This is a genomic window from Mixta theicola, assembly GCF_002895925.1.
Taxonomy (GTDB): Bacteria; Pseudomonadota; Gammaproteobacteria; order Enterobacterales; family Enterobacteriaceae; genus Mixta; species Mixta theicola.
Genome location: NZ_NWUO01000003.1, coordinates 212,059 through 237,565, shown reverse-complemented (window position 1 = coordinate 237,565; position 25,507 = coordinate 212,059). Strand labels below are relative to the sequence as shown.

Annotated in this window: 21 protein-coding genes and 5 pseudogenes; 9 read left to right on the top strand and 17 right to left on the bottom strand. The window is 56.0% G+C overall.

From position 1 onward, the window contains the following. Nucleotides 1–9: 9 nt before the first annotated feature. Complete coding sequence (locus COO59_RS06055) at nt 10–246, bottom strand: SymE family type I addiction module toxin (protein WP_103058913.1); 237 nt, start codon at nt 244–246, stop codon at nt 10–12. A 71-nt stretch (nt 247–317) separates the two neighbouring features. Continuing rightward, nucleotides 318–716 carry a helix-turn-helix domain-containing protein gene (locus COO59_RS06050; RefSeq protein WP_240614088.1) on the bottom strand — a complete coding sequence of 133 codons (399 nt, stop codon included), beginning with the start codon at nt 714–716 and terminating at the stop codon, nt 318–320. Between the two features lie 99 nt (nt 717–815). Here COO59_RS06050 and COO59_RS21735 point away from each other — a divergent pair. The 3 pseudogenes from COO59_RS21735 to COO59_RS06040 form a co-directional block, all read left to right on the top strand. Continuing rightward, nucleotides 816–1,004: pseudogene (locus tag COO59_RS21735) on the top strand (CHC2 zinc finger domain-containing protein); the annotation flags it as partial. A 15-nt stretch (nt 1,005–1,019) separates the two neighbouring features. Further along, a pseudogene (locus tag COO59_RS06045) lies at nt 1,020–1,598 on the top strand (DNA primase); the annotation flags it as partial. Between the two features lie 44 nt (nt 1,599–1,642). Next, nucleotides 1,643–2,068: pseudogene (locus COO59_RS06040) on the top strand (site-specific integrase); the annotation flags it as partial. A gap of 30 nt (nt 2,069–2,098) precedes the next feature. Here COO59_RS06040 and tehB read toward each other — a convergent pair. From tehB to norV, 3 genes are read right to left on the bottom strand one after another with little or no spacing between them, the layout of a single operon-like run. Next, complete coding sequence (tehB, locus tag COO59_RS06035) at nt 2,099–2,962, bottom strand: SAM-dependent methyltransferase TehB (RefSeq protein WP_103058910.1); 864 nt, start codon at nt 2,960–2,962, stop codon at nt 2,099–2,101. 14 nt (nt 2,963–2,976) lie between these two features. Continuing rightward, entirely contained in the window at nt 2,977–4,110 is a 1,134-nt protein-coding gene (gene norW / locus COO59_RS06030) for an NADH:flavorubredoxin reductase NorW (RefSeq protein WP_103058909.1), read from the bottom strand. A gap of 4 nt (nt 4,111–4,114) precedes the next feature. After that, entirely contained in the window at nt 4,115–5,581 is a 1,467-nt protein-coding gene (gene norV, locus COO59_RS06025; RefSeq protein ID WP_103058908.1) for an anaerobic nitric oxide reductase flavorubredoxin, read from the bottom strand. 157 nt (nt 5,582–5,738) lie between these two features. Here norV and norR point away from each other — a divergent pair, with 157 nt between their 5' ends. Next, on the top strand, nt 5,739–7,256 hold the full coding sequence (gene norR / locus COO59_RS06020) for a nitric oxide reductase transcriptional regulator NorR (protein WP_103058907.1): 1,518 nt from the start codon (nt 5,739–5,741) through the stop codon (nt 7,254–7,256). Between the two features lie 149 nt (nt 7,257–7,405). Here the strand turns inward: norR and COO59_RS06015 are convergent, their stop codons facing one another. The 3 genes from COO59_RS06015 to COO59_RS06005 all read right to left on the bottom strand — a co-directional run bounded on the left by COO59_RS06015 (nt 7,406) and on the right by COO59_RS06005 (nt 12,718). After that, nucleotides 7,406–8,200 carry an SIR2 family protein gene (locus tag COO59_RS06015; protein ID WP_103058906.1) on the bottom strand — a complete coding sequence of 265 codons (795 nt, stop codon included), beginning with the start codon at nt 8,198–8,200 and terminating at the stop codon, nt 7,406–7,408. After that, entirely contained in the window at nt 8,197–8,757 is a 561-nt protein-coding gene (locus COO59_RS06010) for a non-canonical purine NTP pyrophosphatase (RefSeq protein ID WP_103058905.1), read from the bottom strand. Before COO59_RS06010 ends, COO59_RS06015 begins: the two co-directional genes overlap by 4 nt. A gap of 154 nt (nt 8,758–8,911) precedes the next feature. Continuing rightward, nucleotides 8,912–12,718 (bottom strand): NAD(P)-binding protein, encoded by a 3,807-nt coding sequence (locus COO59_RS06005; RefSeq protein WP_103059028.1) that lies wholly within the window; start codon nt 12,716–12,718, stop codon nt 8,912–8,914. 737 nt (nt 12,719–13,455) lie between these two features. On the opposite strand from COO59_RS06005, the gene zapE reads away from it, so the two are divergent. From zapE to COO59_RS05980, 4 genes and pseudogenes are all read left to right on the top strand, one after another. After that, the gene (gene zapE / locus COO59_RS06000) at nt 13,456–14,487 is read left to right on the top strand and encodes a cell division protein ZapE (protein ID WP_103058904.1); all 1,032 of its coding nucleotides are present in this window, start codon (nt 13,456–13,458) and stop codon (nt 14,485–14,487) included. A 497-nt stretch (nt 14,488–14,984) separates the two neighbouring features. Beyond that, nucleotides 14,985–15,677, top strand: a pseudogene (locus COO59_RS05990) (hypothetical protein). A 2-nt stretch (nt 15,678–15,679) separates the two neighbouring features. Further along, a complete protein-coding gene (locus COO59_RS21545; RefSeq protein WP_103058903.1) occupies nt 15,680–15,868 on the top strand; it encodes a hypothetical protein in 189 nt (62 codons plus the stop codon). Between the two features lie 46 nt (nt 15,869–15,914). After that, nucleotides 15,915–16,163: pseudogene (locus COO59_RS05980) on the top strand (Hcp family type VI secretion system effector); the annotation flags it as partial. Between the two features lie 41 nt (nt 16,164–16,204). Here COO59_RS05980 and COO59_RS05975 read toward each other — a convergent pair. The 4 genes from COO59_RS05975 to COO59_RS20905 form a co-directional block, all read right to left on the bottom strand. Continuing rightward, nucleotides 16,205–17,026: a Cof-type HAD-IIB family hydrolase gene (locus tag COO59_RS05975; RefSeq protein ID WP_133158590.1), complete on the bottom strand. Its 822-nt coding sequence runs from the start codon at nt 17,024–17,026 to the stop codon at nt 16,205–16,207. Between the two features lie 325 nt (nt 17,027–17,351). Further along, nucleotides 17,352–18,740, bottom strand: coding sequence for a succinate-semialdehyde dehydrogenase (sad, locus tag COO59_RS05970; RefSeq protein ID WP_103058901.1), 1,389 nt, complete (start codon nt 18,738–18,740; stop codon nt 17,352–17,354). 578 nt (nt 18,741–19,318) lie between these two features. Then, on the bottom strand, nt 19,319–19,555 hold the full coding sequence (locus COO59_RS05965) for a hypothetical protein (RefSeq protein WP_103058900.1): 237 nt from the start codon (nt 19,553–19,555) through the stop codon (nt 19,319–19,321). 151 nt (nt 19,556–19,706) lie between these two features. Beyond that, nucleotides 19,707–19,877, bottom strand: coding sequence for a hypothetical protein (locus COO59_RS20905; RefSeq protein ID WP_165786491.1), 171 nt, complete (start codon nt 19,875–19,877; stop codon nt 19,707–19,709). Between the two features lie 298 nt (nt 19,878–20,175). Here COO59_RS20905 and COO59_RS05960 point away from each other — a divergent pair, with 298 nt between their 5' ends. Continuing rightward, a complete protein-coding gene (locus COO59_RS05960) occupies nt 20,176–20,370 on the top strand; it encodes a hypothetical protein (RefSeq protein WP_085067772.1) in 195 nt (64 codons plus the stop codon). A gap of 32 nt (nt 20,371–20,402) precedes the next feature. Here the strand turns inward: COO59_RS05960 and COO59_RS05955 are convergent, their stop codons facing one another. The 5 genes from COO59_RS05955 to COO59_RS05935 are packed head-to-tail and all read right to left on the bottom strand — an operon-like array spanning nt 20,403 to nt 25,388. After that, a complete protein-coding gene (locus tag COO59_RS05955; protein WP_103058899.1) occupies nt 20,403–21,092 on the bottom strand; it encodes an ABC transporter ATP-binding protein in 690 nt (229 codons plus the stop codon). After that, a complete protein-coding gene (locus COO59_RS05950; protein WP_103058898.1) occupies nt 21,085–21,924 on the bottom strand; it encodes an ABC transporter ATP-binding protein in 840 nt (279 codons plus the stop codon). Before COO59_RS05950 ends, COO59_RS05955 begins: the two co-directional genes overlap by 8 nt. Beyond that, nucleotides 21,914–22,771: an ABC transporter permease gene (locus tag COO59_RS05945; protein WP_103058897.1), complete on the bottom strand. Its 858-nt coding sequence runs from the start codon at nt 22,769–22,771 to the stop codon at nt 21,914–21,916. Before COO59_RS05945 ends, COO59_RS05950 begins: the two co-directional genes overlap by 11 nt. Next, nucleotides 22,768–23,820 carry an ABC transporter permease gene (locus COO59_RS05940; RefSeq protein ID WP_103058896.1) on the bottom strand — a complete coding sequence of 351 codons (1,053 nt, stop codon included), beginning with the start codon at nt 23,818–23,820 and terminating at the stop codon, nt 22,768–22,770. Before COO59_RS05940 ends, COO59_RS05945 begins: the two co-directional genes overlap by 4 nt. Beyond that, complete coding sequence (locus tag COO59_RS05935) at nt 23,820–25,388, bottom strand: ABC transporter substrate-binding protein (protein WP_103058895.1); 1,569 nt, start codon at nt 25,386–25,388, stop codon at nt 23,820–23,822. Before COO59_RS05935 ends, COO59_RS05940 begins: the two co-directional genes overlap by 1 nt. Nucleotides 25,389–25,507 lie beyond the last annotated feature (119 nt).

The following is a 25,507-nucleotide window of genomic DNA, read 5'->3' as shown; positions in this document are numbered from 1 at the left end:
TTTTACCCGTCACTCAGCTGGCCGTATCACAATCTGCCCGTGCTCAACGGCTACCGTAACCGGCGTGTCCGTCCCAAACCCCGCTTCGGCCAGCCAGTTCCCCTTAAGGTGAATACAGGGGCTGCGGCTGTAATACGTGGTCATGCCGGTACGGCGGCTTTCGTGACGAATGCTGGTATACCCCACCTTCATTTGCCGTAACGCTTTGGAAATACTCACTTCTGGCTTAGTATCGTGCTCAGCCATAATCAACTCCTTGTCAGTTGGTTGTGGTCAGCGGGGTTCAGGTGCTCCAACACCTCAGCCCCGCGCTCATATTAACTCTCTTCTTTAGCTGCCCCCTGAGCCACACGGGCTATCGCCCCGGTGACCTGGTTCTTGATAATCATCGCATCGAGCAGTTCACGGATAACATCCTGTTCATACTGCGGCATACGTGAAATGGTCTCGAACTGGTAACGAAGCTGCTCATCAGGGCCACGCTCCTGCTCGTCAAATACCAGCATATCGGCGCTGACGCCGAGCGCAATCGCCAGCCTGCGGATCACATCTAAGGTAGGTTGTGAGTTGCCGCCTTCATAGCGTCGTATCTGTAAAACTGCCACGCCAGCCATATCGGCCAGCATCTGCTGAGTCAGTCCGCGTGCCTTACGCAGCGTGGTAAGTCGTTCAGGGAACTGCATGTTAAGAAACCAGGTTGTTGAACTTGATGTCACTATACGTCCCCCTTCTGAAATGCTTGCTTTAAAATATCCCATCAGATATTTTATAAATATCAACTAAGCATCTTGACAGGTTTTTACAGGGAGACGGGCATGAAGGGAAGAATGACCCCGGCAGAGCTGGAACGGTTGAAGCGTGATGTATCGCTGGCTGCGGTCGCGGAATCTCAGAACCGTAAGCTGACGAAGCAGGGAAAGGACCTCGTGACGCTCTGCCCGTTCCACCGTGAAAAGACGCCTTCCTGCGTTATCAGTCCGGACAAAAACCTGTATCACTGCTTCGGCTGCAACGAGGCCGGTTCGGTGCTGGACTGGCTGCAGCACACCGAACGGCTGGCGCATGAGGTGCTGGGCCGGACGCTGGACGAGATGCCGCCGCAGACGCGCAAGCTGCTGTCGCTGATACAGCAGATGGTGCGGGAGAAGGCCGGGCAGCAGAACTGCCAGCCCGCAGAAGTACGGTTCACGCGGCGTGATATCCGGGCGTGGACAAACTGGAGTGATAACCAGCTAAAGGTGCACTGTATGCGGCTGAGTGAAATGGAATACCTGCTGCTGCACGGCGGCAGTCGCGGCCATCTGCTGCGCTACGAGCTGCTGTGGAACGGCGGTGATGGTGAAGAAAACCACCTGTGCGGGCTGCTGAATATGGATGAAAACGAGGGCAGCAACCGCAAGTTGGTAGCAGGCGAAAGCAAGTTGTCCTCAAGTTGGTGCCATGTTGGGGCTAAGTTGGGGGATGAAAAACCGACCTCAGAGCAGGCGGCACAAGGCCCGGATGCTTCGCAAGCCTGCCCTGAGCAAAACGCAGTAATCAGGAGAAAAAAGAAAACGCCGCCGCCGCCTTCACCCTCGTCGACAATCCTTCCTTCTTAACCGTCTGAGCCTGCCCGCCACGCCACCGTCAGGGAGATAACCACATGGCCAACCGCAAACCCGCCGCAAACCGTCTGCTTACTGTTGATGAAGTGTACCGCCAGCCGGTCGGCCCGGCGACACACCCGAAGAGCCTGTACGCCCTGCTGTTGCGGTTCGTGAAGTGGCGGCAGGAGCGCAACTGGTCAGAGACGACGCTGAAGGTGCAGACGCATCACAGCTACCGCTTTATCCTGTGGACGCACGAGCGCGGGCTGCACTATGCCGCCGACGTCACCAGACCGGCGCTGGAAACGTACCAGCGGCATCTCTACCACTACCGCAAGGCGAACGGGGAGCCGCTGAGCAGCCGGACGCAACGCACCGCATTACAGCCGCTTCAGGTCTGGTTCAGCTGGATGGCGAAACAGGGGCTTATCCTGGCGAACCCGGCCGCAGACCTGGAGCTGCCGAGGCTGGAGAAACGGTTACGCATCCCGTAAGCCCGCGGGTTGTTACCGTTAAACCGGCCTGCGCGCCAGCAGCGTGGCAAAGCGCAGCTTAATACGGTTGCCCTGAGCATCGGTTTTATGCAGCGCGCCGGGATTCTCGTTGTACTTCAGAATATCCCAGCCGTCGTAGTAACCCAGCAGCTCGCTGCGGCTAAAGGTAAAGGGGAACGGCATCGGGCACGGATAGTCCGGCGTGCTCATCGCCGCCACAATCAGGTTGTGGCCGCCCGGCGCGGTCGCCTGCTGCATCTGACCAATCAGCGTCGGGATCGTCTCCGGCTGCAAAAACATCATCACCACGGTAGAGAGCAGAAAATCGTACTGCTTCTTAATCGTTACCTGATTTAAATCGCACTGCTGCAGGCGAATCCCTTCCAACTCCTCGGTGTCGATAAGCTGTCGCAGGTTGTTCAGGCTGTCGCTGTTTTTATCCCAGCCCTCAACCTCAAACCCCTTCTGGTGCAGATAAAGCACATTACGCCCGTTGCCGCAGCCCAGATCCAGCACCCGGCCTGGCGGAATGATTTTTGCCGCTTCCACCACCTCTGAATGCGTCGGCGTCAGCTGATAGCGTCGATGATAGTAATCCTCCGGCCTGCAGTAGAGCGCCAGCTGGCACTCCATATCCGGACTGAAACCGAGCACCCGATGCAGCTGTTCAGGCGCCAGGCGCGGCGGCCGGGAATCTGCGGTTAAGGTTAAGGTCTCGGTTATCTCACCCAGTTCAGTAAGCAGGGCAAGATCCAGCGTACCTTTATACAGCTTCGGCTGCGCCCAGCTTCCTGCCTCGGTGCGGTACGGCTGCTGCCAGGCAGGCGGCAGCGTATCACTATTCCAGAGCGGCAGCGTTTGATAACAAATCAGGTCGGTCATGTTTTACTCCGTTATTAACGGGTTAACTGTTTCAGCAAAGGAAGTGCCTGCTTCATATGATCTTCACTGACCACGAACGCTTTTAGCTGTCCGGCGGCGTCCAGCCCTTTTGCCAAGATGCCCGCTTTACTGAACTGCATTTCCCAGTTCAGATCGGGATCGCCCGCGTTGCCTGCCAGGTGCAACGGCAGATCCGGCGTTTTGATTCTTACCAGCATCGCAGGCAGGGCCAGGCTGGCGCTGTTGCCGGTCAGGTTTTTCGCCAGCGTTATCGCCGCCAGCTGAGCCGGCTGCAGATAAGGCAACAGCTTGCCCTGGATCTCCGCGCAGTCGCCCAGCGCAAAAATATCCGGATGCGAGGTGGTCAGACGATCGTCAACCACAATGCCGCGCCGCGTTTCCAGGCCCGCTTGCTGTGCCAGGGCGATGTTAGGACGCAGGCCGATAGCGCATACCGCCGCATCGCTGGTAATCTGCTGGCCGTTGCTCAGCGTAGCGACCAGCGTATCGTGATGCCGCGCCAGCGAAGAAAGCTCGCTGTTAAAGTACATCTCCACGCCCGCTTTCAGCAGGCAATGCTGCAGGCGGCCGCTGATTTCCGGCGGCATCAGCGCTGACAACAGGCCGCTGCTGCGGTCAACCAGCGTCACCTTTTTACCGGCGCGGTTAAGATCCATCGCCAGCTCGGTGCCGATCAGGCCGCCACCGAGCAGCAGCACGCGTTGCGCGCCCTGCAGGCTCTCTTCACAGCGGCGATATTCCTGCTGGCTGTTCAGGGTATACATCAGCTCGCTGCCGCTGACCGGCGGCACCAGCGCCTCGGCTCCGGTGGCAAGCACCAGCTTGCCAAAGGAGAAATCACCTGCCGTGGTCTCAATGCGGTGAGCGGCGGCATCGATACGGGTAACCTGCGTATGCGGATGCAGTATGATGTTGTTCTTTTCCGCGTAGTCAGAGGCGGTAATGCGGGTCAGATCGTCGGCCCGCTGCGCCAGAGAGAAAACGTGGCTCAGCTCTGGCTTATGGTATTCGTCACAGCTATCCGCCGCGATCAGGCGGATAGGGACTTCTTTATTCTGCTGACGCAGATTTTTAATCAGCTGTCGGGCGGCAAAGCCGGAGCCGATAATGATAATTTCGGATGACATAGTATTAGCCCTCGTACGGGTCAAAAACGTCTTTGCCCATGCCGCATTCCGGGCAGAGAAAATCTTCCGGAACGTCAGACCAGACAGTGCCCGGCGCCACATCCTGAGAATCTTCGCCCGTCGCCGGGTCATATACCCACAGACAAACGCTGCATACCATTTTTTGTCCGGCATCGCCTGCGGCGGTGCTTTTCGGCGCGGCGTTAACCGGTACCTCCAGCGCGGCGGCCGGTGCGGCGGCAGGCTCCGGCTGGGACGCTTTTTCCGGCAGCGGAGAGAGCGCCCACTGGCGGGCGATGGTGCGGCCATGTTCACGGCATACTTCCATCGCGTCACAGTCCGGACGCCATTTCGTTTTCAGGGCGATAGTAGTTTCGAAGCTGGCATCCATCAGGCGGGTCTGGATGCGGTCAACCGCGCCGCCGTTCCAGCCGTAGCTGCCGAACGCAGAGGCCTTTTTATTGCGAAAGCGCAGGCCTGCCATCTCTTCGAGGATACCGGCTACTTTTGGCATCATGACGTTGTTCATGGTGGAAGAACCGACCAGGATACCTTTGGAACGGAATACCTGGGTCAGGATTTCGTTTTTGTCATGGCGCGCCACGTTGTAGATTTTTACCGCCACGCGCGGGTCAACTTCAGCGATGCCCTGAGCGATAGCGTCGGCCATCATGCGAGTATTGTTGGACATGGTGTCATACAGGATGGTGATGCGATCTTCCTGATAGTCTGCGGCCCATTTCAGATACAGCTCAACGATCTGCGTGGGGTTGTCGCGCCATACCACGCCGTGAGAGGTCGCGATCATGCTCACCGGCAGGTTAAAGCCGAGGATTTCAGTAATTTTCGGGGTCACCAGACGGCTGAACGGCGTCAGGATGTTGGCGTAGTAGCGCTGGCACTGTTCAAACAGTTCGGTCTGATCCACTTCATCATTGAACAGATGTTCATCGCAATAGTGCTGACCGAAGGCGTCGTTACTGAACAGCACCGCATCTTCAGTCATATAGGTCATCATGCTGTCTGGCCAGTGCAGCATCGGCGTTTCAACAAAGATCAGTTTTTTGCCGTTACCAATATCCAGCGAGTCACCGGTTTTAACCACGTTGAAATTCCACTCCGGGTGGTGGTGATGGCCGTTAATGGAGTCGATAGCGTTTTCGGTGCAGTAAATCGGCGTATTGGGGATACGTGACATCAGCTCGGTCAGCGCACCGGCATGATCTTCTTCCGCATGGTTAATAATGATGTAATCGATCTTATCGAGATCGATTTCCTGCATCAGGTTCAGTACGAAGTCACGGCTGAATTTATGATCGACGGTATCAATCAGGACGTTCTTCTCTTCCTTGATCAGATAGCTGTTATAGCTACTGCCTTTTAGCGTTTTATATTCGGTACCATGAAAGTCACGTACTTCCCAGTCGCGTTGGCCTACCCAGGTAATATTGTTTTTAACGTGAATGCTCATCTTGGTTCCTCAACAGGTTCATAAAGTTACTTCTCTTATTGCACGCAGCGTGCCAACTTTTATTCATTTGATTTTTAAGAGTTTTATTTTTATGGGTTGTTAAAATGACAGTTGAGGTCTATTGTATTTTCGACAATGGCACTGTGGAAACGACAGCATGACAATATCAGTTGAGGATCTGGCCGCGCTGGCGGTTGAGATCCAGAACGGGCTTTCCCGCTCCGATCGCTTTAACCGTATGATCGGCAGCATTCATCACCTGCTGCAGTGCGATGCCACCGCGCTGTTGCGCTATGAGGCGCAGCATTTTCGACCGCTGGCGACGGCAGGGCTGGCGCCGGATGTAATGGGAAGACGTTTTAAAATTGAGGCGCATCCGCGCCTGGAGGCGATTGCCCGCGCCGGAGACGTGGTGCGCTTTCCGGCCGACAGCAATTTACCCGATCCTTATGATGGGCTGATCCCCGATCGGCATGATCTGCACGTTCACGCCTGCGTGGGGTTGCCGCTGTTTTCCGGGCAGAGCCTGATCGGTGCGTTGACGCTGGACGGCATGAATGCCAGCCAGTTTGACGATTACAGCGATGAAGAGCTGCGCGTGGTGGCGGGCCTGGTCGGTAGCTCCCTCAACAACGCGCTGCTGCTGGAGCAGCTGGAGCAGCCGGGCAACGCCTTCACGCTTAGCGATCGCCGTCAAAGTGAAAGCGACAGCAGCGAAATGATTGGCGAGTCGGCGCCGATGCAGCAGCTGAAAAAAGAGATTGCGGTCGTTGCGCCAACCGATCTTAACGTACTGATCGCTGGCGAAACCGGCGTCGGGAAAGAGCTGGTGGCGCAGGCGCTGCATCGCCAGTCGGCGCGCGCGGCCAGCCCGTTGATTTATCTGAACTGTGCGGCACTGCCGGAAACGGTGGCGGAAAGCGAGCTGTTCGGCCACGTCAAAGGGGCATTTACCGGTGCGGTACACGATCGTACCGGCAAGTTTGAAATGGCCGATAACGGCACGCTGTTTCTGGATGAAATTGGTGAACTGCCGCTGACGCTGCAGGCGAAGCTGCTACGGGTGCTGCAGTATGGCGATTTGCAGCGCGTCGGCGAAGATCGTCACCTGAAAGTTGATGTACGCATACTGGCAGCCACCAACCGCGATCTGCGTCAGGCGGTGGCGGACGGCAGCTTCCGTGCCGATCTTTATCATCGTCTGAGCGTTTTCCCGCTGCAGGTGCCGGCGCTGCGTGAGCGCGGCGAGGATATTATTTTGCTGGCCGGTTACTTCTGTGAAAAATGCCGGGTGAAATTTGGCCTGCAGCATATTGCGCTGAGCGCGGCGGCGCGCAGCATGCTGAGCGGCTACGGCTGGCCGGGCAATATCCGCGAGCTGGAACATGCTATCTATCGCGCCACCATCGTTGCGCAGGCGGATGCCCGCAACGGCGATATTTTGCTGATGCCGCAGCATTTCTCGCTGGATAACGCGGCGGAAGTGGCGGAGGTAACGCCGCTGGCCGAGACGCTGACGCAGCAAAACCTGCAGGACGCCACGCGGGATTTTCAGCGTCAGTATATTCTGCGGGCGCTGCAGGCCAGCAATAATAACTGGGCCGCCTGCGCCCGGCTGCTGGAAATGGATGCGGGCAATTTGCATCGCCTGGCGCGACGGCTGGAGCTGAAATAATGTCGCTACCCGTAACACAGAAAGAAAAAACGTAACTATCCTGGCGTTATTCCGGTGCGGGTGCGTACTGAAGCCGACCCGGCACTGGCGGCGGCGATGCGTGCCTGAGCGTCAGCCCCGCATCAACGGATCGCCTGCGGCGCAAAGCCTCAGGCGATCAGCCTGGCAAGAAAATCACCCAGCGCTTTACGCGGATCATCCTCTTCCGAAACAATCATCTCAATGCCCCACTGGCCCAGCACCTCTTTTGCCACCGGATTATTACGGTTGGTAAACAGATAAGAGGTGGGGCGGGCGGAAGCCAGCCCGGTGCGGCCCCACATTTTTGTCAGGCGATAAAACAGCAGACGAATATTAAAATCGCTGATGCTGTAGCCGACAAACAGCACCGAATTGCCCATCACATCGTGCGTCAGCTTAATATCCAGCGGCGAATCAAAATAGAGGCGTTCAAAATAGCTGCTTTCATCCAGTACGATAGAGGTATCGTCATCAAAATCGCCGTGCAGCTTAATAATGTGGCGACGGTTTTCGCTAAGCGAAACCAGGTCGGCGGCGTTCGCCACTTTATAATAGGGCACCTTGTGCGCATCGTGCGCCATCTCCAGCCAACGATCGTAGTTGGTGGTATAGATGCGGGAAAAATGGCCTTGGGTGATCATGGTGTGAATTTCTGAGGAACGCACATCAATATCAGGACGGTGCCACTCGCGATCCATCCAGCTGCGCAGCGGGCCCAGCGATCCTTTTTTCTGCTTGTAATATTCCGCCAGCGACAGGTGCGTGCCGTAGGTATTGAAAATTTTCGGATCGTAGCCCAGCTCCTGCGCAAGATGGGCGATTAACTCATGCCACTCCGGCAGACCCAAATTACGTGAAACCCCCGCCCCGGCGAATAAAATTAATTTTCCGGCATCATAGGCGCGTTTCAGTTCAGGTTTCATGACAGGTTCCTTGCGGTTTTTAAAAAGGCGGCAAAATGATCCAGCGCCAGCCGCCGCATCGAAATTTCATGCTTCAGATCGCCCATCTCGGCGAAAGTTTGCGTATGACCTTCCGGCATAAAGATGCAGTCCCAGAGAAATTCACGCGGGCCCGCAGCCTGGGCGACGATCTTACCGCGCACCTCGCCGGAAAATTGATACATTTTGCGCCCGTCGCAGTAGCCCAGTACCGTTTTTGCGGTGGCGTTCTGGCTGTCCAGCGCCTGTACCAGCGCGGTAAAACGATCGGCATTCAATCGATGCCAGAAAATCCGCGTCAGCCCGGCGGGCAGGCCGTTCAGCCCGTCCAGATAAAGGCCGGTATGCTCGACAAACAGCGGTCGTCCAATCAGAGAAAAGGCCTTGGTAAGCTTGTCGCGTACCAGCGCCACTTCATCTTCCGTTTGTATTTCCTCAATCCGACAGGACACGGGAAGAACTTCCACGCCAATGGGCTCAAGGATTTTACGCACTTCGTCCAGCTTTAGCTCATTGCTGGAAAGAAACCGTATTTTCATTGCTTCACCTAATTTTATTGCTGCCGGCATGGTTATGATTATAAGCGCCGGAAAGCGCCGACCGGCGTCAACCAGTGTAGACCAGATGGGATGGGCAAGCAGCAGTGAAAAGCAGGGAGACGGCATCGGACAGGGTGTCCGATGCCGGTTAAGTTTAGTAGCGGGTTTCCTGAGCTTTCAGCGCGCCTGCGCGCTCTTTAACAAATTCAGCCGCGCGCTTGCCGGCCAGGAAGGCGTGATCGGAATTGTAATATTCCCACTCGCTGTAGCGCCCCGACAGCAAAATGTCCTGCTGGAGCAGCCAGTCGCGAATCAGCGCAATACTCTCTTTGCGCGCATGATCGTACACCACGTAGGCGTAAGGAATATCGACCTGATTGGCGGTAATAATCGGGTCGTCGGCGGCGATCATCCCAACCGCGATACACTCCTGAATGCAGCGCTGGATTAACGCATCGCCTTCTGCAGGCAGCGGCTTATCCGGTGAATAGCTGATCTCAAAGGTTAAGCCGCAGCCGCCGGGCGGATTACAGTGCGGGCTGGCGTTGCCCTGCACAAAAATGCGGTGAAACAGCGTATCGCCGGGATAATAAATCCAGTGCTTCTCGGTAAGGTTAGCGCGCCCGACGCCGATATTGACGCAGCGAATGGAAACATGGCGCAGTTTTGCCACCGCATCATGAATTTCCTGCGGCGCTTCATCGCCTATCATCGCAATCAGCTGCGGCAGCGGCATGGTGCTGATCAGCCGATCGTAGCGATAGCGCCGTCCGTCCGTCAGCACGGCGATATGCTGTTCAGGATGCAGCTCGGCCAGCATGCTGTTGGTCTCCAGATCGCAGGCCAAATGCGGCAGGAAACCGTGCATCAGCGCCTGGAAACCTCCTTTTAGCGGATAGCCAAAGCGCGCGTTCGGCCCCATCGGTTTTTCCAGCGGCGCCAGCGCGCCCTCAATGATCTGCGCCAGATCCGGCAGCGGCACGCGTCCGCCCAGCCAGGAGGTTTCCATCTCCGTTAGCGGCAGCGCCCAGAGTTTTCGGTTATACGGCAGCGCGAAATGCCTGGCGATGCCCCGGCCCCAGGTGCGGAAAATAAACTGCTCGAAGTTCTCCGGCTGCGTCTGGTGTTGCGGATCGGCATAAACGTCGCCATCCGGCACCGTGCCGTCGGCGCAGCAGTCATGGCGCTTAACGACCGGCAGCGTATCGTTTGACGCCGCCGCCGTTTCGCAGCTGACGCCGTAGCGCGCTTCGATCGCGCCAAGAATACATTCTTTAATCACCTCGGCAGGCAGACCATGTAGCGAACCCTGGAACGGGTAGCGGGTATAAATGCCGTCGTTATAAATCCACGCTTCGCGCAACTGCCAGTGCAGGTTATCGCCCAGCAGCATCTCATACATTTTCAGCACGTAAGGGTCCTGCGAAAACATAATGTGTCCGGCGTAATCGAAGGTAAAACCTTTGTCCGTAATCGAACGGCACCAGCCGCCCGGCGTGGCATTTTTTTCCAGCACCACCGCGCCTTTACCGTAATGATAGCCCGCGCTCAGCCCGGTTGGCCCGGCGCCGATAATCAGGCAGGGGATGGTCGTAAGCTGCTCGGCGACCGGCTTCAGGCGGCGGGTAATTTGCTGTACCTCATCGGCGATAACCGGCGGTGCGGCTTCCGGCACGGGCGTACGCGTTGTGGCCGTGCCTTTTTTCATCAGCGAATGCATCTGCTCAGCCGCCGCATCCCACGATGTGGCAGCAACTACCGCCTGCATGCGCTGCGTCATCTGCTCACGATCCGCCGGGCTCATGGTTAGCACCCGTTCACAGGCGTGAACAAACTCTTCAGGGCTCCAGGCGATAGCGACCAGCTCAGCGTAATGACGCGCGACATCGGTAATGACGGTACTGACGATGGGCAGCTGCGCCGCCATATACTCCAGCACTTTGGTCGGGCTGATAAACTGCGTCGAGGCGTTTAAGGCAAAGGGCATCAGGCATGCGTCCCAGCCGGCAAGGAACTGCGGCAGCGCCTCGTAAGGCTGCTGTCCCAGCCAGTGGATATTGGCGCGCTGCGGCAGCGTCGCCGGATCGATTTTCACCACCGGGCCTACCATTACAATTTGCCATTCCGGGTGCGCATCGGCCAGCGCGGCCACCAGCGACAGATCGAGACGTTCATCAATCACGCCATAATAGCCAAGACGCGGCTGCGGCAGCGCCTGCTGCTGCGGATGCCCGTTGCTGCGATCCAGCGCCTGTTCAAAATGAACGGCGTCCACGCTGCTGGGGAAACAGTAGATAGCATGATGCTTATTCTTTTTCGCCTCGTACAGGCTGGAGCCGCCGGTAAACACCAGATCGGCGCGCGCCAGCAGCGCCGATTCGCGCTGCTGAAGCTGACGCGGCGCCAGGTTAAAGGCGGAAAGCTCATCCATGCAGTCATAAATCACCAGCGACGGCGTAAAGGGCGTGAGCAGCGGCAGCGCCATCGGCGTATAAAACCACACGATCGGCCGATCCTGTTCATCAACCAGCGTCGTTAGCAGCAGCTGCAGCGTCGCGATTTGATCATCGTGAAAGCCGGGAGCGGAGATCGGCGTATGCGGCTGGATCACGGTAACGTTGGGGGCGGGATGCGAATAATGCAGCGTTGGCGATCCCGTATCGTGAATCGGCTCCTCAATAAACAGCACGCGATAATGCTGCGCCAGACGAGACAGCAAATGCTGCGGACGCTGAAAAACAAAACCCCAACGCAAATGGCTAAAAACGATCAAAGTTTTTTGCTGCATACCATTCTCCTTATTCTCCGCTGCCGGAGCAATAAACGACTGAAAGTTCTGTAAAGTACGTTGCGCCTGGCGCAGCGCCGTGGCGTAAGGTGGGTTGATGATGCGAAGAAAAGGGTCGGGGCCGTCGTGGTCAAGATCCCACAGCCCGCTACGCGGCCAGGCCAGCAGGTCGTCCCATCTCGGCCGGTCAATAATGGGATAGAGGCAGACCCCGCACAGCTCAGCGCCAGCGAGCTGCGCCTGAGCAACATGGGCGGTGACTTCCGCGATCCAGGCGCCGCGTCCGCTGCCTACGTGGCTGGTTTCAGACAGCAGCACCGGGCGCTGATAACGCTGGTGCAGCTCCGCCAGCATCTGATGCAGCGGCTTACGCCGTCGATCGCCCAGGTGCCAGTGCAGCCGCGTCATCGACGGAATTCCCCACTGATTATCGTGATAGTAATTTGCGCCAATCAGATCGAGGTAGCGCGGCGCGCCGCCCAGCTCCGGCGCCAGCCTGCCGCACAGCATGTCCCATGTCTGAAACTGCGCATGGCTCTGCGACTGCGCCAGCCGCTTTGCTTCGGGCGTATCCTCTTCAGTAACCAGATGGATTATTGGATCGCAGTGCAGAATGCGCGCCCGACTATCGACCTGCCAGATAGCGTCGCAGGCGGCCAGCGTGGCCTTAACCAGCTGGCGTTTACAGGCGTCGGCGGGATCGTGCTCCGGCAGGTTAGCGCAGGGGAACAGCCCAACGGCAACGCCCCAGCTCATAAAAGAGATTTCATTGATCGGCGAATAAACCGGCGGCTGCGTGGAATAAGGCGCAAGGAAACGTACAACGGCGGCGCAAAAGGCGGCAAAACGCGGAATAAAATCATCAGAAAACAGAGTGAGATCTTCCGGCCAGCCATAGTGGCAGAGCGTCCAGCAGATCTGAATATCATGTTCCTGCGCCGCCTCGATACGCGAAACCAGCGAGGAGAAGTCATATTCGCCGCCGCGCTCGATAAGCCGCCAGCCGACGCTCTCGCGCACCGTCGTAATATTGAAAGCCTTTAGCGCCGCATAATCTTCTGTTACCCGCGTCAGGTGAGCGTTAGTTTCATTCATCGCCAACCGCGTACCGTGCGGGTTAATATGATCCGCACCTTCGTAACCTGCCTGCCAGAATGAGGTAAAAGCTGTCATCATTATTCCTCCTGTGGCTCTGCCAGCATAAAAAGAGGCTGACAACCGCATTCACTGAATCAGGACAAAAAAACAACGGCCAAAGCTGCTCAGGTTTGGCAAGCCATTAAAAAAGCCTGCCTGATGAGCGCATCGTATTCACAGTGATAAGCAACAGCAGAGGTAGGGGGGCCCTGTTAAAGTGAAAAAGCGATAAATAATTAAGCGCGGTTACGCTTGTTTATATTTATATCGTTAAATGATTTCGTAGAGAAATCGGTAAAGTTAAGTATAGATAACGCTGGCCGTTGCGCAAGGAATGCACATTTAACCGGATAGGTTAAGAATTTCCTTATTCTTGCCATGTCGAAATGATTAATATAATTAATGTTATTTTTGCCATAAGCGGCACGGCGACAGCTCCAGCTGCTTTATTAAAGAAAAGAGCGCTAAGTCATTAAACGGCTGAATAGATAAAATTAATAAAAATACCGTAGCGCTTTCCTCAGTAATTAGTGGATACGCTCTTTTTTTGTCTCTTCTGTTAATTTTTGCGCTGCGGTAATGTTTACCAAACAGGCTGCCGCTGAATTCCGAACCCGGTGTGAACTGTTATCTCACTTTTTCAAATAGTGCCCATATAACCGGCCGTGGCTGCTTAACGCTCACCTTTTTCAGTGCGCAACTGCCTTACCCTTGCTGCTATTGCCGACGGCCCTGGCTATGATAGCGGACGGATAAACCTACAGGGCAGCGAGATGATTGAAGCACGGCGGCAGAAGGCATCTGCTTTTCAACAGGTCATGCAGCAGCAGGCCGCAGACAAAAACATCGTTTTGGATGAGCAACAGCTGCAGCTTATTGCCCGTATGGATGCGTTGATCGCGCCGCTGCTAACGCGCGCTCCGCAGAGCCATCACGGGCTGTATATTTGGGGCGAGCCGGGACGCGGTAAATCCTTTATTGCCGATGCGTTTTTTAACTGGGCGCCGCTGGCGCAGAAAAAACGCGTACATTTTCACCTCTTTTTTCGCGAACTGCACCAGATTATTGCGCGCGGCAGCCGCGTTGAGGCGGCTATCGAGGCCAGTATTGGTCGCTGTCAGCTGCTCTGCTTTGATGAATTTCATCTGCACGATATTGGCGATGCGATGCTGATCAAACCGCTGCTGGAACAGCTGTTTCAGCGCGGCGTCTTGCTGATCGCCACTTCAAACCAGCCACCGGAAAAGCTGCTGGCCAACCCGCTGTATCATCAGCGCTTTGTCTCGTCTATTGCGCTGATCAGGCAGCAGATGGAGGTGATAGCGCTGACGGGAGAGAAAGATTACCGCACGCTAAACCATGCAGCCCAGGGGGCGTTCAGCGACGGCGGGCTGCTGGTTTCCGCCACGCTGGCGCAACGGCAACGGCTGGGGTTGCCTGCTCCGGTAGCGTCGCCGCTGCCGCTCAAGGTAGGCTACCGCACCCTGGAGACGCTTTCGCCTGCTCAGGCGTTTTTACATTTTTCCTTCAGCGCGCTGTGCGAAGCGCCGACGGCGGTGATGGATTATCTGCAGCTCTGCGAGCAATACCCGCAGTGGCTGATTGAAGATGTGCCGCCGTTAGCCAGGGTATCGCCCGCCGTTCAGCAGCGTTTTATTAACGTCATTGATGTGCTGTACGATCGCCAGTGTCGGCTGTTTCTGATCACGGATGGCACGCTGTCGATGCTGACGCAGGGCGTGGAGCTGGAGGATATTCAGCGCACCTGGAGCCGCCTGAATGTGCTGCCGGTTTACCAGGGATAATGCGCCTGCGCTTGCGTTACGAGTGAGTTAACTATCTCGGTTATTCAGTCGAAGCGGTTTATATCGCGCCACCGACTGAATAATAAATGGGGGTTCTACGCCGGAACCGCCAAAATTTCCGTCACCCCAGTTTCAGGCCGGCAACCAGCGCATCCAGGTCAATAAGCTCCTTACAGCAGAAAGAATTATGCCGGATGCATGAAACCGGACAGTATTCATTCAGTGACCTGGCTGAATTATTTTCGATATTACGGCCAGCTGTTTATCGGACACTTTCACCGGGACGAAATTAATCGGCTTAACTACAGAGCAGTTGCAATTGACAAAATAGCTCATGATTATGCCTGCCGATTACCTCAGACAGAAAAGGTAATGTTTGGCCGTTACAGGTTAGTTATGGCTATATGGAAGTTTTCAATTGAATGCCCGACGGCTTAATCAACGCAGAAGGCATACGCTTTTTATCAGGACTTAATGGAAATTAACATGGAGCGGTTATGTACTACAGCAATGAAGTCATAAGTTATTTACAGTCTAATAAAATCCTCGCATTAAAGTTCGACCACGCATTAACGGGTGTCGGAAAGGCTGTATCCAGTCAGATTGAAACGACAGGAGCAGGCGCAAAACGCGCGTTGTATTATACATCCTGTTTTACTGATGAATATCAGGATGTCTGCCAGCAGCAAAAGACCGAAGATATTCGATTCGCTAAAGGGGTTTATTATCTTCTGCGACATGGCGATGTCGTGTATGACATGCTCAAAATCTACTTTGAAGAAATATTTAAATAAAAAACATCCGATCAAATAGAGCATATCAAACAAAGGCTAATGGCGGTCAATATTCATATTGCCGCCAGCTCTCTCACCAGTCACGGATTCACGTTAGCGGTCGCCGCCTCGGTCGCAATTGGCCTGAACCTGAGCCTTGATATGAGCGCCTTAGCCGGGCGCGCAGCGGGTACGGGGGTAGCGATAGCTGGCCTGTATGGCATCGTCCAGAAGGCGGCAGATAGTGCTCATCGGCTTCATTATCTCTATCCGGACTATTACGCCGCGCTATATGCTCAGGAACTGGAAATGATGTACTTCCTGACAGAACCCTTATTTGAGCGGGCAGGTGCGCTTAAAGCACAGTGGGCATCAGATGGCGACATTGCAGACATTATCACCAGGATGATTCGATAACCATGATGAATCTTATCAAACGTTTTTTTAAACGGCTGTTTAAGTCCTTAATTTCGCTTTACGGCCCCGCAGTATTAACACTCATATTTGCAGTCGCTCTGGTGCAAATTTTTCCTGATGGTCCTATCTGGCCGGTAGGGGTATTCGCTATATTCATGGTGTTTATATTTGCTCGTTACGTAAAATGGTGAGCACCTGGCCATTAGGTTATTTAAATTTAATTTATAAAGAAATAATATGTCTACTCCCGCACATTTATGGCTTGAAGATGAAAACGGCTCCCCTGTTGTTGGCAGTTGTTTAATACCTCTACGCTTAGGCTCTATCGAACTAAAATCATTCTCGCATGGTGTAACCATCCCTGTAGATCCGAGCTGGGAAAAACTTACCGGCCCGCGCGTTCATCGTCCTATTACGATAGTGAAAGAGTTCGACCAGACAACGCCAATTCTGTATCGCGCCATATGCGAAGGCCGCACCCTGAAATATGACGGCAGCGCCCGCTGCCGTTATTCAGGAAAACGGAATTAGCCGAAGGGATATTCTTTCGCCAGCAGGCGCGCAATGACGTTGAGCGCGCCTTCATCATCATGACTTTCCGTACGGTAGCGCGCCGCCGCCGTTACCGCTTCCGTGGCGTTCGCCATAGCAAAGCTGTAACCCGCGTGGCGCAGCATTTCAATATCGTTGCCGCTATCGCCGATGGCCACCACCTCACAATCATCAATCCCCCAGCGTTGCTGTAGCAGGCCGATGCCGTGCGCCTTATGCAGGCCGGGAATAATCAGGTCAACAAAGCCGAAGCCGCTGGAAACCGGATGCACGATATTATTCGCCGCGTTAAGCGCTTTGCTTAACCGTTCAATCAGCGGAGTCACGCCCTCGTGCGGCAGATTAAGCGAAAATTTAAAGATGGTATCGTCGATGCTGTTGAGATCGGCGCATTTCTCCAGGCGACGATAATGGTTTGAAAGTAACTCCACCACCTCGTCCGGCATCGACGGAGAGATATAAGCGCTACGTTTGCCGCAGACAACGGTATGGATTTCCGGTTCACCAGCTAACATCGCCAGCACTTGCCGGACTTTATCCGCGCTGAGCTCACCGCAAAACACCTCTTCATTCCGATCGCTTACCCAGGCTCCGTTTTCCGCTACAAAGGCAATTTCATCGGCGATTTCAGGGAAGTAGCTGTGCAGCTGATAATACTGATTGCCACTGGCCACAACAAAACGGATGTTGCGTTCCTTCAGCTGGGCATACTGACGCAAAAAACGCGTTTTGTTATAACGCTTGGTGGAATCAAGAAATGTTCCGTCCATATCAACCGCAACCAATTTTACCGCCACCGGGTTCTCCTTCAGATAACTGATAATTTCCTGCCAGCCAGCGCAGCATCGCCGCGTGCGTAAAGTTAACAGGAATAGACGCTGCTCGTCTGCGCAGCCAGAGTGAGTTAACAGGTCAGGCTATTATGCGGATCATTATATGATTGTTAAATTATTCTTTTGCTAATTAATGGGGCAGGGTGAGGTGGAATCGATGTTTAGGCGGATGCTGAAAAGCGAGGTGAAATGCCGCTGCGTTATTGCTATGCAGGCGACGCGCTGGAGTCACGACCAGATTACCCCAGACAGCGGCCTGTAGCAGAAGGCTTCAGGCCGCAGAGGAAAGTTAACGGCGGTTGCGCCAGACGGTCTGCACGTTACAAAACTCATGCAGGCCAAAATGCGACAGCTCACGGCCAAAGCCGCTTTTTTTCACGCCGCCGAAGGCAACGCGCGCATCGCTGGCGCTGTAGCCATTGATAAATACGCCGCCGCACTCCAGACGCTCCGCCATTTCAGCCGCCAGCGCTTCGTCAGCGCTGTAGATAGTGGCCATCAGGCCGAAATCGCTGGCGTTGGCCAGCTGTAACGCATGTTCAGCATTTTCCGCAACGGTGATTGCCGCGACCGGTCCAAACATTTCCTGGCGAAACGCCGTCATCGTTGGCGTCACGTTGCCGAGCACGGTCGGTAAATAGTAGTTGCCTGCGCCGGCCAGCTTATTCCCGCCGGTCAGCAGCGTTGCGCCTTCTGCCAGCGTCGCCGTGACCTGCTGATGAAGCTCATCGCGTAAGTCGTAACGCGCCATCGGGCCGATAGCGTTTTCTTCAACGCGCGGATCGCCCATCTTCAGCTGCTGTACCGCGGCGACAAACTTTTCGCTAAAGGCATCGGCAATCTCGCGTTCGATAATAAAACGCTTGGCTGCCGCGCAAACCTGCCCGGTATTTTGATAGCGTCCGGCAACGGCAGCCTGCACCGCAGCATCCAGATCGGCATCTTGCAATACAATAAAGGGATCGGAACCGCCCAGCTCCAGCACGCATTTTTTCAGCGCCGCGCCAGCCTGCGCGCCGATGGCCGATCCGGCGCGCACGCTGCCGGTCACCGTTACCGCCGCAATACGCGCATCGTTAATCGCCTGGCTGACGCCCGCGTTAGTGGCATTAACCACGCTGAACACATTTGCCGGTAATCCGGCATCGTTAAACAGCGCTTCGATCAGCAGGGCGCAGCCCATAACGTTGGGCGCATGTTTCAGCAGATAGCTGTTGCCCGCCAGCAAAATCGGTACGGCGCCGCGCAGCACCTGCCACAGCGGAAAGTTCCACGGCATTACCGCCAGCACCGGGCCAAGCGGACGATATTCAATTACCGCCTGATTATTTTCCACCTGGGTCGGTTCGGTTGCCAGCATGGCGGGGCCATGTTCAGCATACCAGTCGCAGAGCTGCGCCGATTTTTCTACCTCAGCGCGCGACTGCAGAATCGGTTTGCCCATTTCTGCGGTAATCATTTGCGCCATCTCCTCGCGACGAGCGCGGATAGCGCCAGCCAGGTCGCGTAGTTTTTGCGCCCGCAGCGTCAGCGGCTGCCGACGCCATTGCTGGAAGGCCTGATAGTTTGCGGCGATCGCCGCGTCAATCTGCTGTTCGCTGCTGTAAGGGCGGGCAGAAAGAACTTCATTGCTGGCGGGATTGCGCGAAATAGCGTGCGTTTCTGGTGAAAATGACATAACCGTCCCTCAAATATTCTTATGGCAGAGGCGCTTACCTTAACGGCTGCACATCCTGATAAAAAGTGAATAATGCTGAGTGAGTTGCTGTCAAAAAAAGAACGAAAACTCCCGTTCCCTGCCCGGCGCGGACCGGTTTTTACCGTCTGCGGTATGAGGAGCACTTTTACCGCCGTGCGGACGCCAGCACGCGCTTAGCGGAGAGAGAACCGCTGGGTAAAAGGGCAGGCGCACGATAAAAGCGGCCCTGCGCACAGCCAGGCCAGAGTTTTAACTACAGTAATAAATCTTATTGAAATGTTTATCTGTGCAGCGGCGAATAGAAAGGGAACTGCCCTGAAAAGCTGACTCAAAGCGGCCTGGGGGAATTTTTCCTGCGATTTCTTAACGCAAAAATAGTTAAGATTATGTTATCTTATTTGCGCACTGCTCGTGATGTGGCATTGTGCGCTTCAGTTTGCCATTTACCGATGGCTTTTCCCCTTTGCGGTATGAAAATCGTTTCCCGACGCGTATTTACGGTCGGGCTTTTCATCGGCTACCGGAGAAAATCATGCGTGACAGACAGATTCACTCCTTCAGGCCGCTTCGGGCCAGTGAAGACGACGAGCCGGACGATTACCGGAACCGGGAACGCGCCAGGCCTTAGTCGGATCGCCCGCCACAAACTCCAGCGTTGGTGAGAAATAGAACGGCAGCCAGCCGCCGTAACCACTTTCCCATTCCCAGCGCACCGGGCAGGGCCAGAGAATACCACCTTCCAGAATGTAATAAATCCATCGGCCGCTGGGACGACGGGGCTTACGATTTTTCATGGGATTCACAACGATGTTAGTAAGTGCAATAACAGCTCATATTTTGACCTTTTCGCCGTTGGATAGCAACCTGCGATCCAACGTTAAAGGGCATTTTTACGTACTCTTACCTGACAGCTCCGTGATGAGAAAGGCGCCCACACGGGCACCATTAACGATGGACTTCACCGCAAAGCAGAACCGCATCAGGACGGCGCTGGTGAATACGCGCGGCCATATGCTCGCAGGCGGCGCGGGTTGGATAAATATGTTCGGTAACCGGCAGGGCATCACAGGCGTCATGGCCACAGGCGCTAACTAAAAGCACAAATCCAATCAACATTCTTAGCTCCTTTTGCGCGCCCGGCATCGGGTTCTTTTTTCTTCCGTCGTTAAGTATAGCTGATAAGGCTGTTTTACAGTTTGTTTACCTGATTTAAGCATGGCTCTAACGTTACGCTAAACAGGAAGCCTGAATTTTTAACGGTCCGGCATCATCCGGCGGGCATATAAAACGCATTGTTCGCGTTGTTAAAAATAAACCATGAAAAACGACCGGCTGACTTCACGCTCAGGCGCGGTTTTTTGTCGGCGTTTACGCTAAACTTTGCCGTTTCCCCCTTAATGACAGGAACGTTTTTATGTCGAATGAAATTGCTCATCCTTCCAGCAGTCCGAAACAGGCTGCGCTACAGCTGGTGATTGAACTGGTTCGCGCCGGCAAGCTAAGCCCGCTGCAGGGCGATGCAAGCAACATGATCTCTATCTATGAGCAGTTCAAAACGCATTTTGAATCCGATAAGAAGAAAGACGCCTCGGATTCTGCGATTTCCTGATACCCGCTTGAAGGTGCAGAAAGTATCAGGCGCTACCCGCGCTGTACGGCGGCGCGGGTAGCGCCAATGCGGCCTGCGGCCATCTGTACCGCACGATCGCACATATGATCGATCACATCCGCATCGTGGCTGACCAGCACCATCGTTAATCCATCCTGCTGCTTTAGCTGATTAAGCAGGTTAAGGATTTCCGCCTGCACCGACATATCCAGCGCGGAGGTCGGCTCATCCAGCAGCAGCACTTTCGGCTTTAACAGCAGCGCGCGCACGATAGCGACCCGCTGACGCTGTCCGCCGGAAAGCTGATGCGGGTAGCGCTCGGCCAGCGCCGGATCCAGCCCAACGTGGCGCAAGCCTGCATTGATGCGGTCGTTAATATTGTCCTGCTTCAGCAGTTTTAACGGCTCGGCCAGCGTGCGGCGCAGCCGATGGCGCGGATGCAGCGAGGCATACGGATCCTGGAAAACCATCTGCACCTCGCGGCGCAGGTCGCCGGTAAAGGTTTTACCCGGCAGCGCCCGATGACCGGCCAGCTGCATCTCTCCCTGCCAGTGCGGATTCAGGCCCGCCATCGCCCACAGCAGCGATGACTTGCCGCAGCCTGAAGGCCCTGCCAGCCCGAAACATTCACCGGCGGCCACCGTCAGCGAAACATCATGCACCACGGTACGCAGATCGTAACCCTGGCGGTGCGCCACGCTGAGATGTTGCAAATTAATCATGCTTAAGTTCCCTCTCCAGCGCGCTGCGGTCCAGCACCGGCAGCATCTGACCGTGCGTGGCTTTGCCGGGACGGCACGACCACAGCGTACGCGTATAGGGATGCGTAGCGCGCGACAGCTCGGCGGCGGGCAGCGTATCAAGCAGCTGACCTTTATACATCACCATGACCCGTTCACAGTGTTCTGAAACCTGCTGCAGATCGTGGCTGATCAACAGTAATCCCATATTGCGTTCTTCCACCAGCCGATGGATCAGCGCCAGCACCCGATCGCGCATGGCATGATCGAGCGCGGATGTTGGCTCATCGGCGATCAAAAATTGCGGATCGGCGATCAGCGCGATCGCCAGCATCACGCGCTGTCCCATGCCGCCGGAAAGCTGATGCGGATAGCGCGTCATGAGCTGAGTCGGCTGCGGCAGACCTACCGCCGCCAGCATCTCTGTAACCTTTTCCCGACGCTCGGCGCGGCTCAGACGCTGATGCAATCTCAGCGGTTCCTCAACCTGCCAGCCAATGGTGCGCGTGGGATTGAGCGCATATTTAGGGTCCTGCATGACCATCGCCAGTTCGCTGCCGCGCAGCTGGTTCCAGCGTTTTTCATTCAGCGTCAGGGCATCTCGCCCCGCCAGCTGCAGCTGACGCGCCTGTAAATGCAGGCCCGGCGCCAGCAGCCCCATCAGGGAACGTGCCGTCAGCGATTTACCCGAACCGGATTCGCCGACCAGCGCCACGCGCTCGCGGCCCAGCGTAAAGCTGACCTGCTTTACCAGTGACGTGACGCCGCTGTGAATCGTCAGGTTCCCGGCGATGATTAAAGGTTCAGTTGCCATGACGGGTATCCAGTCGGTCGCGCAGGCCGTCGCCTGTCAGGTTAAAGGCCAGGCTGGCGAACAAAATGGCGCCGCCCGGCGCAGCCGCCACCCACCACTGATCGAAAATTACTTTACTGCCTTCCGCCACCATCGAGCCCCATTCGGCAGTTGGCGGCTGTACGCCCATGCCGAGAAAGCCGAGACCGGCAGCGGAAAGAATAATCCCGCCGAGGCTAAGCGCGGCGCGCACCACGGCGCTGGGCAAACAAAGCGGCAGAATATGTCCAGACATCAGACGCAGCCCGGTAATCCCCTGCATACGCGCGGCGGCCAGATAATCACTGCGCCGCAGCGCCAGCGTTTCCGCTCGCGCCTGGCGCGCAAACGGCGGCCAGCTGGTTAACGCCAGCGCCAGCGCGCCGTTAAGCAGGCCGGGGCCGAGGATCGAGACCAGCGCCAGCGCAATCACCAGGTTAGGCAGCGAAAGAAAAATATCGGTGATACGCATCAGCACGCGCTCGGTCCAGCCGCCGAGATAGCCCGCAACAATGCCTGTCAGCAGCCCGACCGGAATGGTCAGCACTAAAATCAGCGATACCAGCAGCAGCGTCGGGCGCGCACCGTAAATCACCCGCGACAGCAGGTCACGGCCAAAACCGTCGGTGCCAAACCAGTGGACGGCAGAAGGCGGCAGCAAACGGGCGGATATGGTTTGCGCATTGGGATCGAAAGGCGCCAGCAGCGGCGCCAGCAGGGCGGTCAGCACCAGAATCGCCACCAGCGTGGCGCCAGTTGCAAGCGTCGTCAGCCGACGGCGACGCGCTACCGGCGTGACGATTTCCGCATCGGATAAATGTTGTGTCATCGGGTTCTCGGATCGGTTAACCAGGCCAGCGCATCAACCAGCGCATTTAGCAGCACAAAGCAGCTGCCGATCAGCAGCGTTGCGCCAAGGATGGCGGGCACGTCGGAGGCGAACAGCGCGGTAGTCAGATAGCGGCCCACGCCGGGCCAGGCGAAGACGGTTTCCGTTAGCACTGAGCCTTCAAGCAGCGTGGCATAGGAAAGCCCCAGCACGGTGATCAGCGTGCCGCGCACGTTGGGGAAAATATGGCACAGCAGAATACGCCCACGGCTGGCGCCTTTCGCGCGCGCCAATGTGACATATTCTTTACTGTTTTCTTCCAGCAGGGCAGCGCGCAGCAGGCGGGTAATGCCCGCCATCGACAGCATCCCCAGCACCACCACCGGCAGCCATAAATGCGCGATGGCGTTGCGGAACATCTCTCTGTCGCCCGACAGCCAGCTATCAATCAGCACCAGGCCGGTTTTCGGCTCCAGCGTATAGGCCCAAATATCATCCAGCCGACCCGGTCCGGCGGACCAGTGCAGCACCGCATAAAAAAGCAGCAGCCCAAGCAGGCCGAGCCAGAAAACCGGAACTGAATAGCCCAGCAGCGAAATCAGGCGCGCCAGATTGTCCAGCACGCTACCCGGCTTCCAGGCCGCCAGCAGCGCCAGCGTAATGCCGACTATCGCACCGAATAGCATCGCGCAGGTTGCCAGTTCTAAAGTGGCCGGGAAGGTTCGCGCCAGATCGCTGGCGACCGGCTGGCTGGTAATATTGGATATGCCCAACTCGCCGTGCGCCAGATGTTCCAGATAGCGCCAGAACTGCACCGGCAGCGGCTTATCCAGCCCTAAATCGTGGCGCACCTGCTGATAGGTGGATTCGCTGGCGTGATCGCCTGCCACCTGCAATACCGGATCGACCGGCGACAAATGGGAGAGCATAAAGGTGAACGCCAGCAGGCCCAGCAGCGTTACCAGCAGGGAGAGCAGGCTGGTAACGAAACGACTACCGCTGCGCCAGAATTGCCGGGCAAGCCCGGCATGCGTTGCGCTGGTTGCCATTACTTACTGACCTGGCTGTAGTAAACCATATCGGGGTTAATGCCCTGAACGTAGCCCTTCAGATTATCGCGTACGGCGATCAGATTACGCGCCTGCAGGCCGATCACGTAGGGGGAGTTTTTCATCACTTCGCGCTGCATCGCCTGATAAAGCGCAATGCGTTTCGCCGGATCGCTTTCCGCCGTTGCGGCCAGCGTTTGCTTACTCAGCTCAGGAATATGCCAGTTAGAGCGCCAGGCCAGCGTTTTGCTGCCATCTTCCGGGTTATAGGCGAAAGCGGAGGCGTTGGTATTCGGATCGAAATAGTCTGCGCCCCAGGCGTTTAACGTGGCTTCATATTTATGCGCCTTCACGTTGGTCGAGACTTCCGTGCTCAGTCCGGGGATCAGCTCTATTTTAATGCCGCCTTTAGCAAAGCTGGCCTGCAATGCCTGGGCAATATCCAGATAGGGCGGCTGGTTGCTGACCACAAGCTTAAAGCTGACGTTTTTCAGCCCTGCCCTGGCTAAAATCGCCTGCGCTTTTTCCGGGTCGTACTGATACGGCGTTTCATTCAGTGCCCCAGGGAAGCCTGCCGGCAGGAAGGTCTGATGCACCTGGAACTGGCCTTTCAGCAGGTCGTCGGCGATACCGTGATAGTCAAACAGATAGCGCGCGGCCTGCCACAGCGCCGGATTTTTCAACGCGGGCTGCGCGTCGATATTGAACTGCATGTAGTAGATCGATGCCATTGGGATCGCCAGCGGCCTGACGCCCGGCTTGCCTTTCAGCGCGGAAATCTGATCGACGCCCAGGTTACGGGCAATATCCGCATCGCCCTGTTCCAGCAGCAGGCGGCGGGTTGCCGCTTCCGGGACGTTTTTAATTAAAATATTTTTCAGCTTCGGCGCATCGCCCGGCGAACGGGGATTAGCGGTTAACAGCGCCACCTCGTGCGGCACATAGCGACGGATCTGGAAAGGGCCGCTGCCGGCGGAATGGGTGGCCAGCCACTTATTGCCCAGATCGTTATTTTGCTGGTTAGCCAGCACGGTTTTGGCGTCTACAATCGAGGAGACCGGCGCGGCCAGCAGGCTCAGCACATAGGTCGGGCTGACATTGGCCTGCCAGCTAATCTGAACGTGTCGATCGTCGATTTTTTTCAGCTGACTATCCACATTCTCTTTGGTCCAGCCGAGCTGGGTAAGAATAAAGGAGGGATCAAGGTTCAGCTTTACCACGCGCGAAAGTGAAAACATCACATCTTCCGGGCGCACCGGATTGCCGGAGGCAAAGGTAGCGCCGTCGCGCAGCGTGACAATCAGGCTGCGGTTATCTTTGCCCGCTTCCCAGTGGCTTGCCAGGGTGGGCCTCAGCTCGTTAGGGTTCTGCGGATCGGACTGCAGCAGACGTTGATAAAGGTTGGTAAACGCCTGTACGGAGGTCAGTTCAAAACCTTCGGCCGGATCGAAGCTGCTGGCGTCATCTATTGACTGGGCGATGACCAGCGTATCGGGAGGCGTCGCCGCGCTGGCGGCAAAGCTGGCGCTCAGGGCCAGCGTCAGAACTGCGGGAACAAAAATTTTCATGACGTTCCTTACCGTTTTTTTCGCGAGTGTAAGGGAACTACCTGACAGGCTGATAGTAGATTATTCGCCATGCTTAGCAGGAAAAATCATAAGGCCGTTAATATAGTTATAAAGGCATT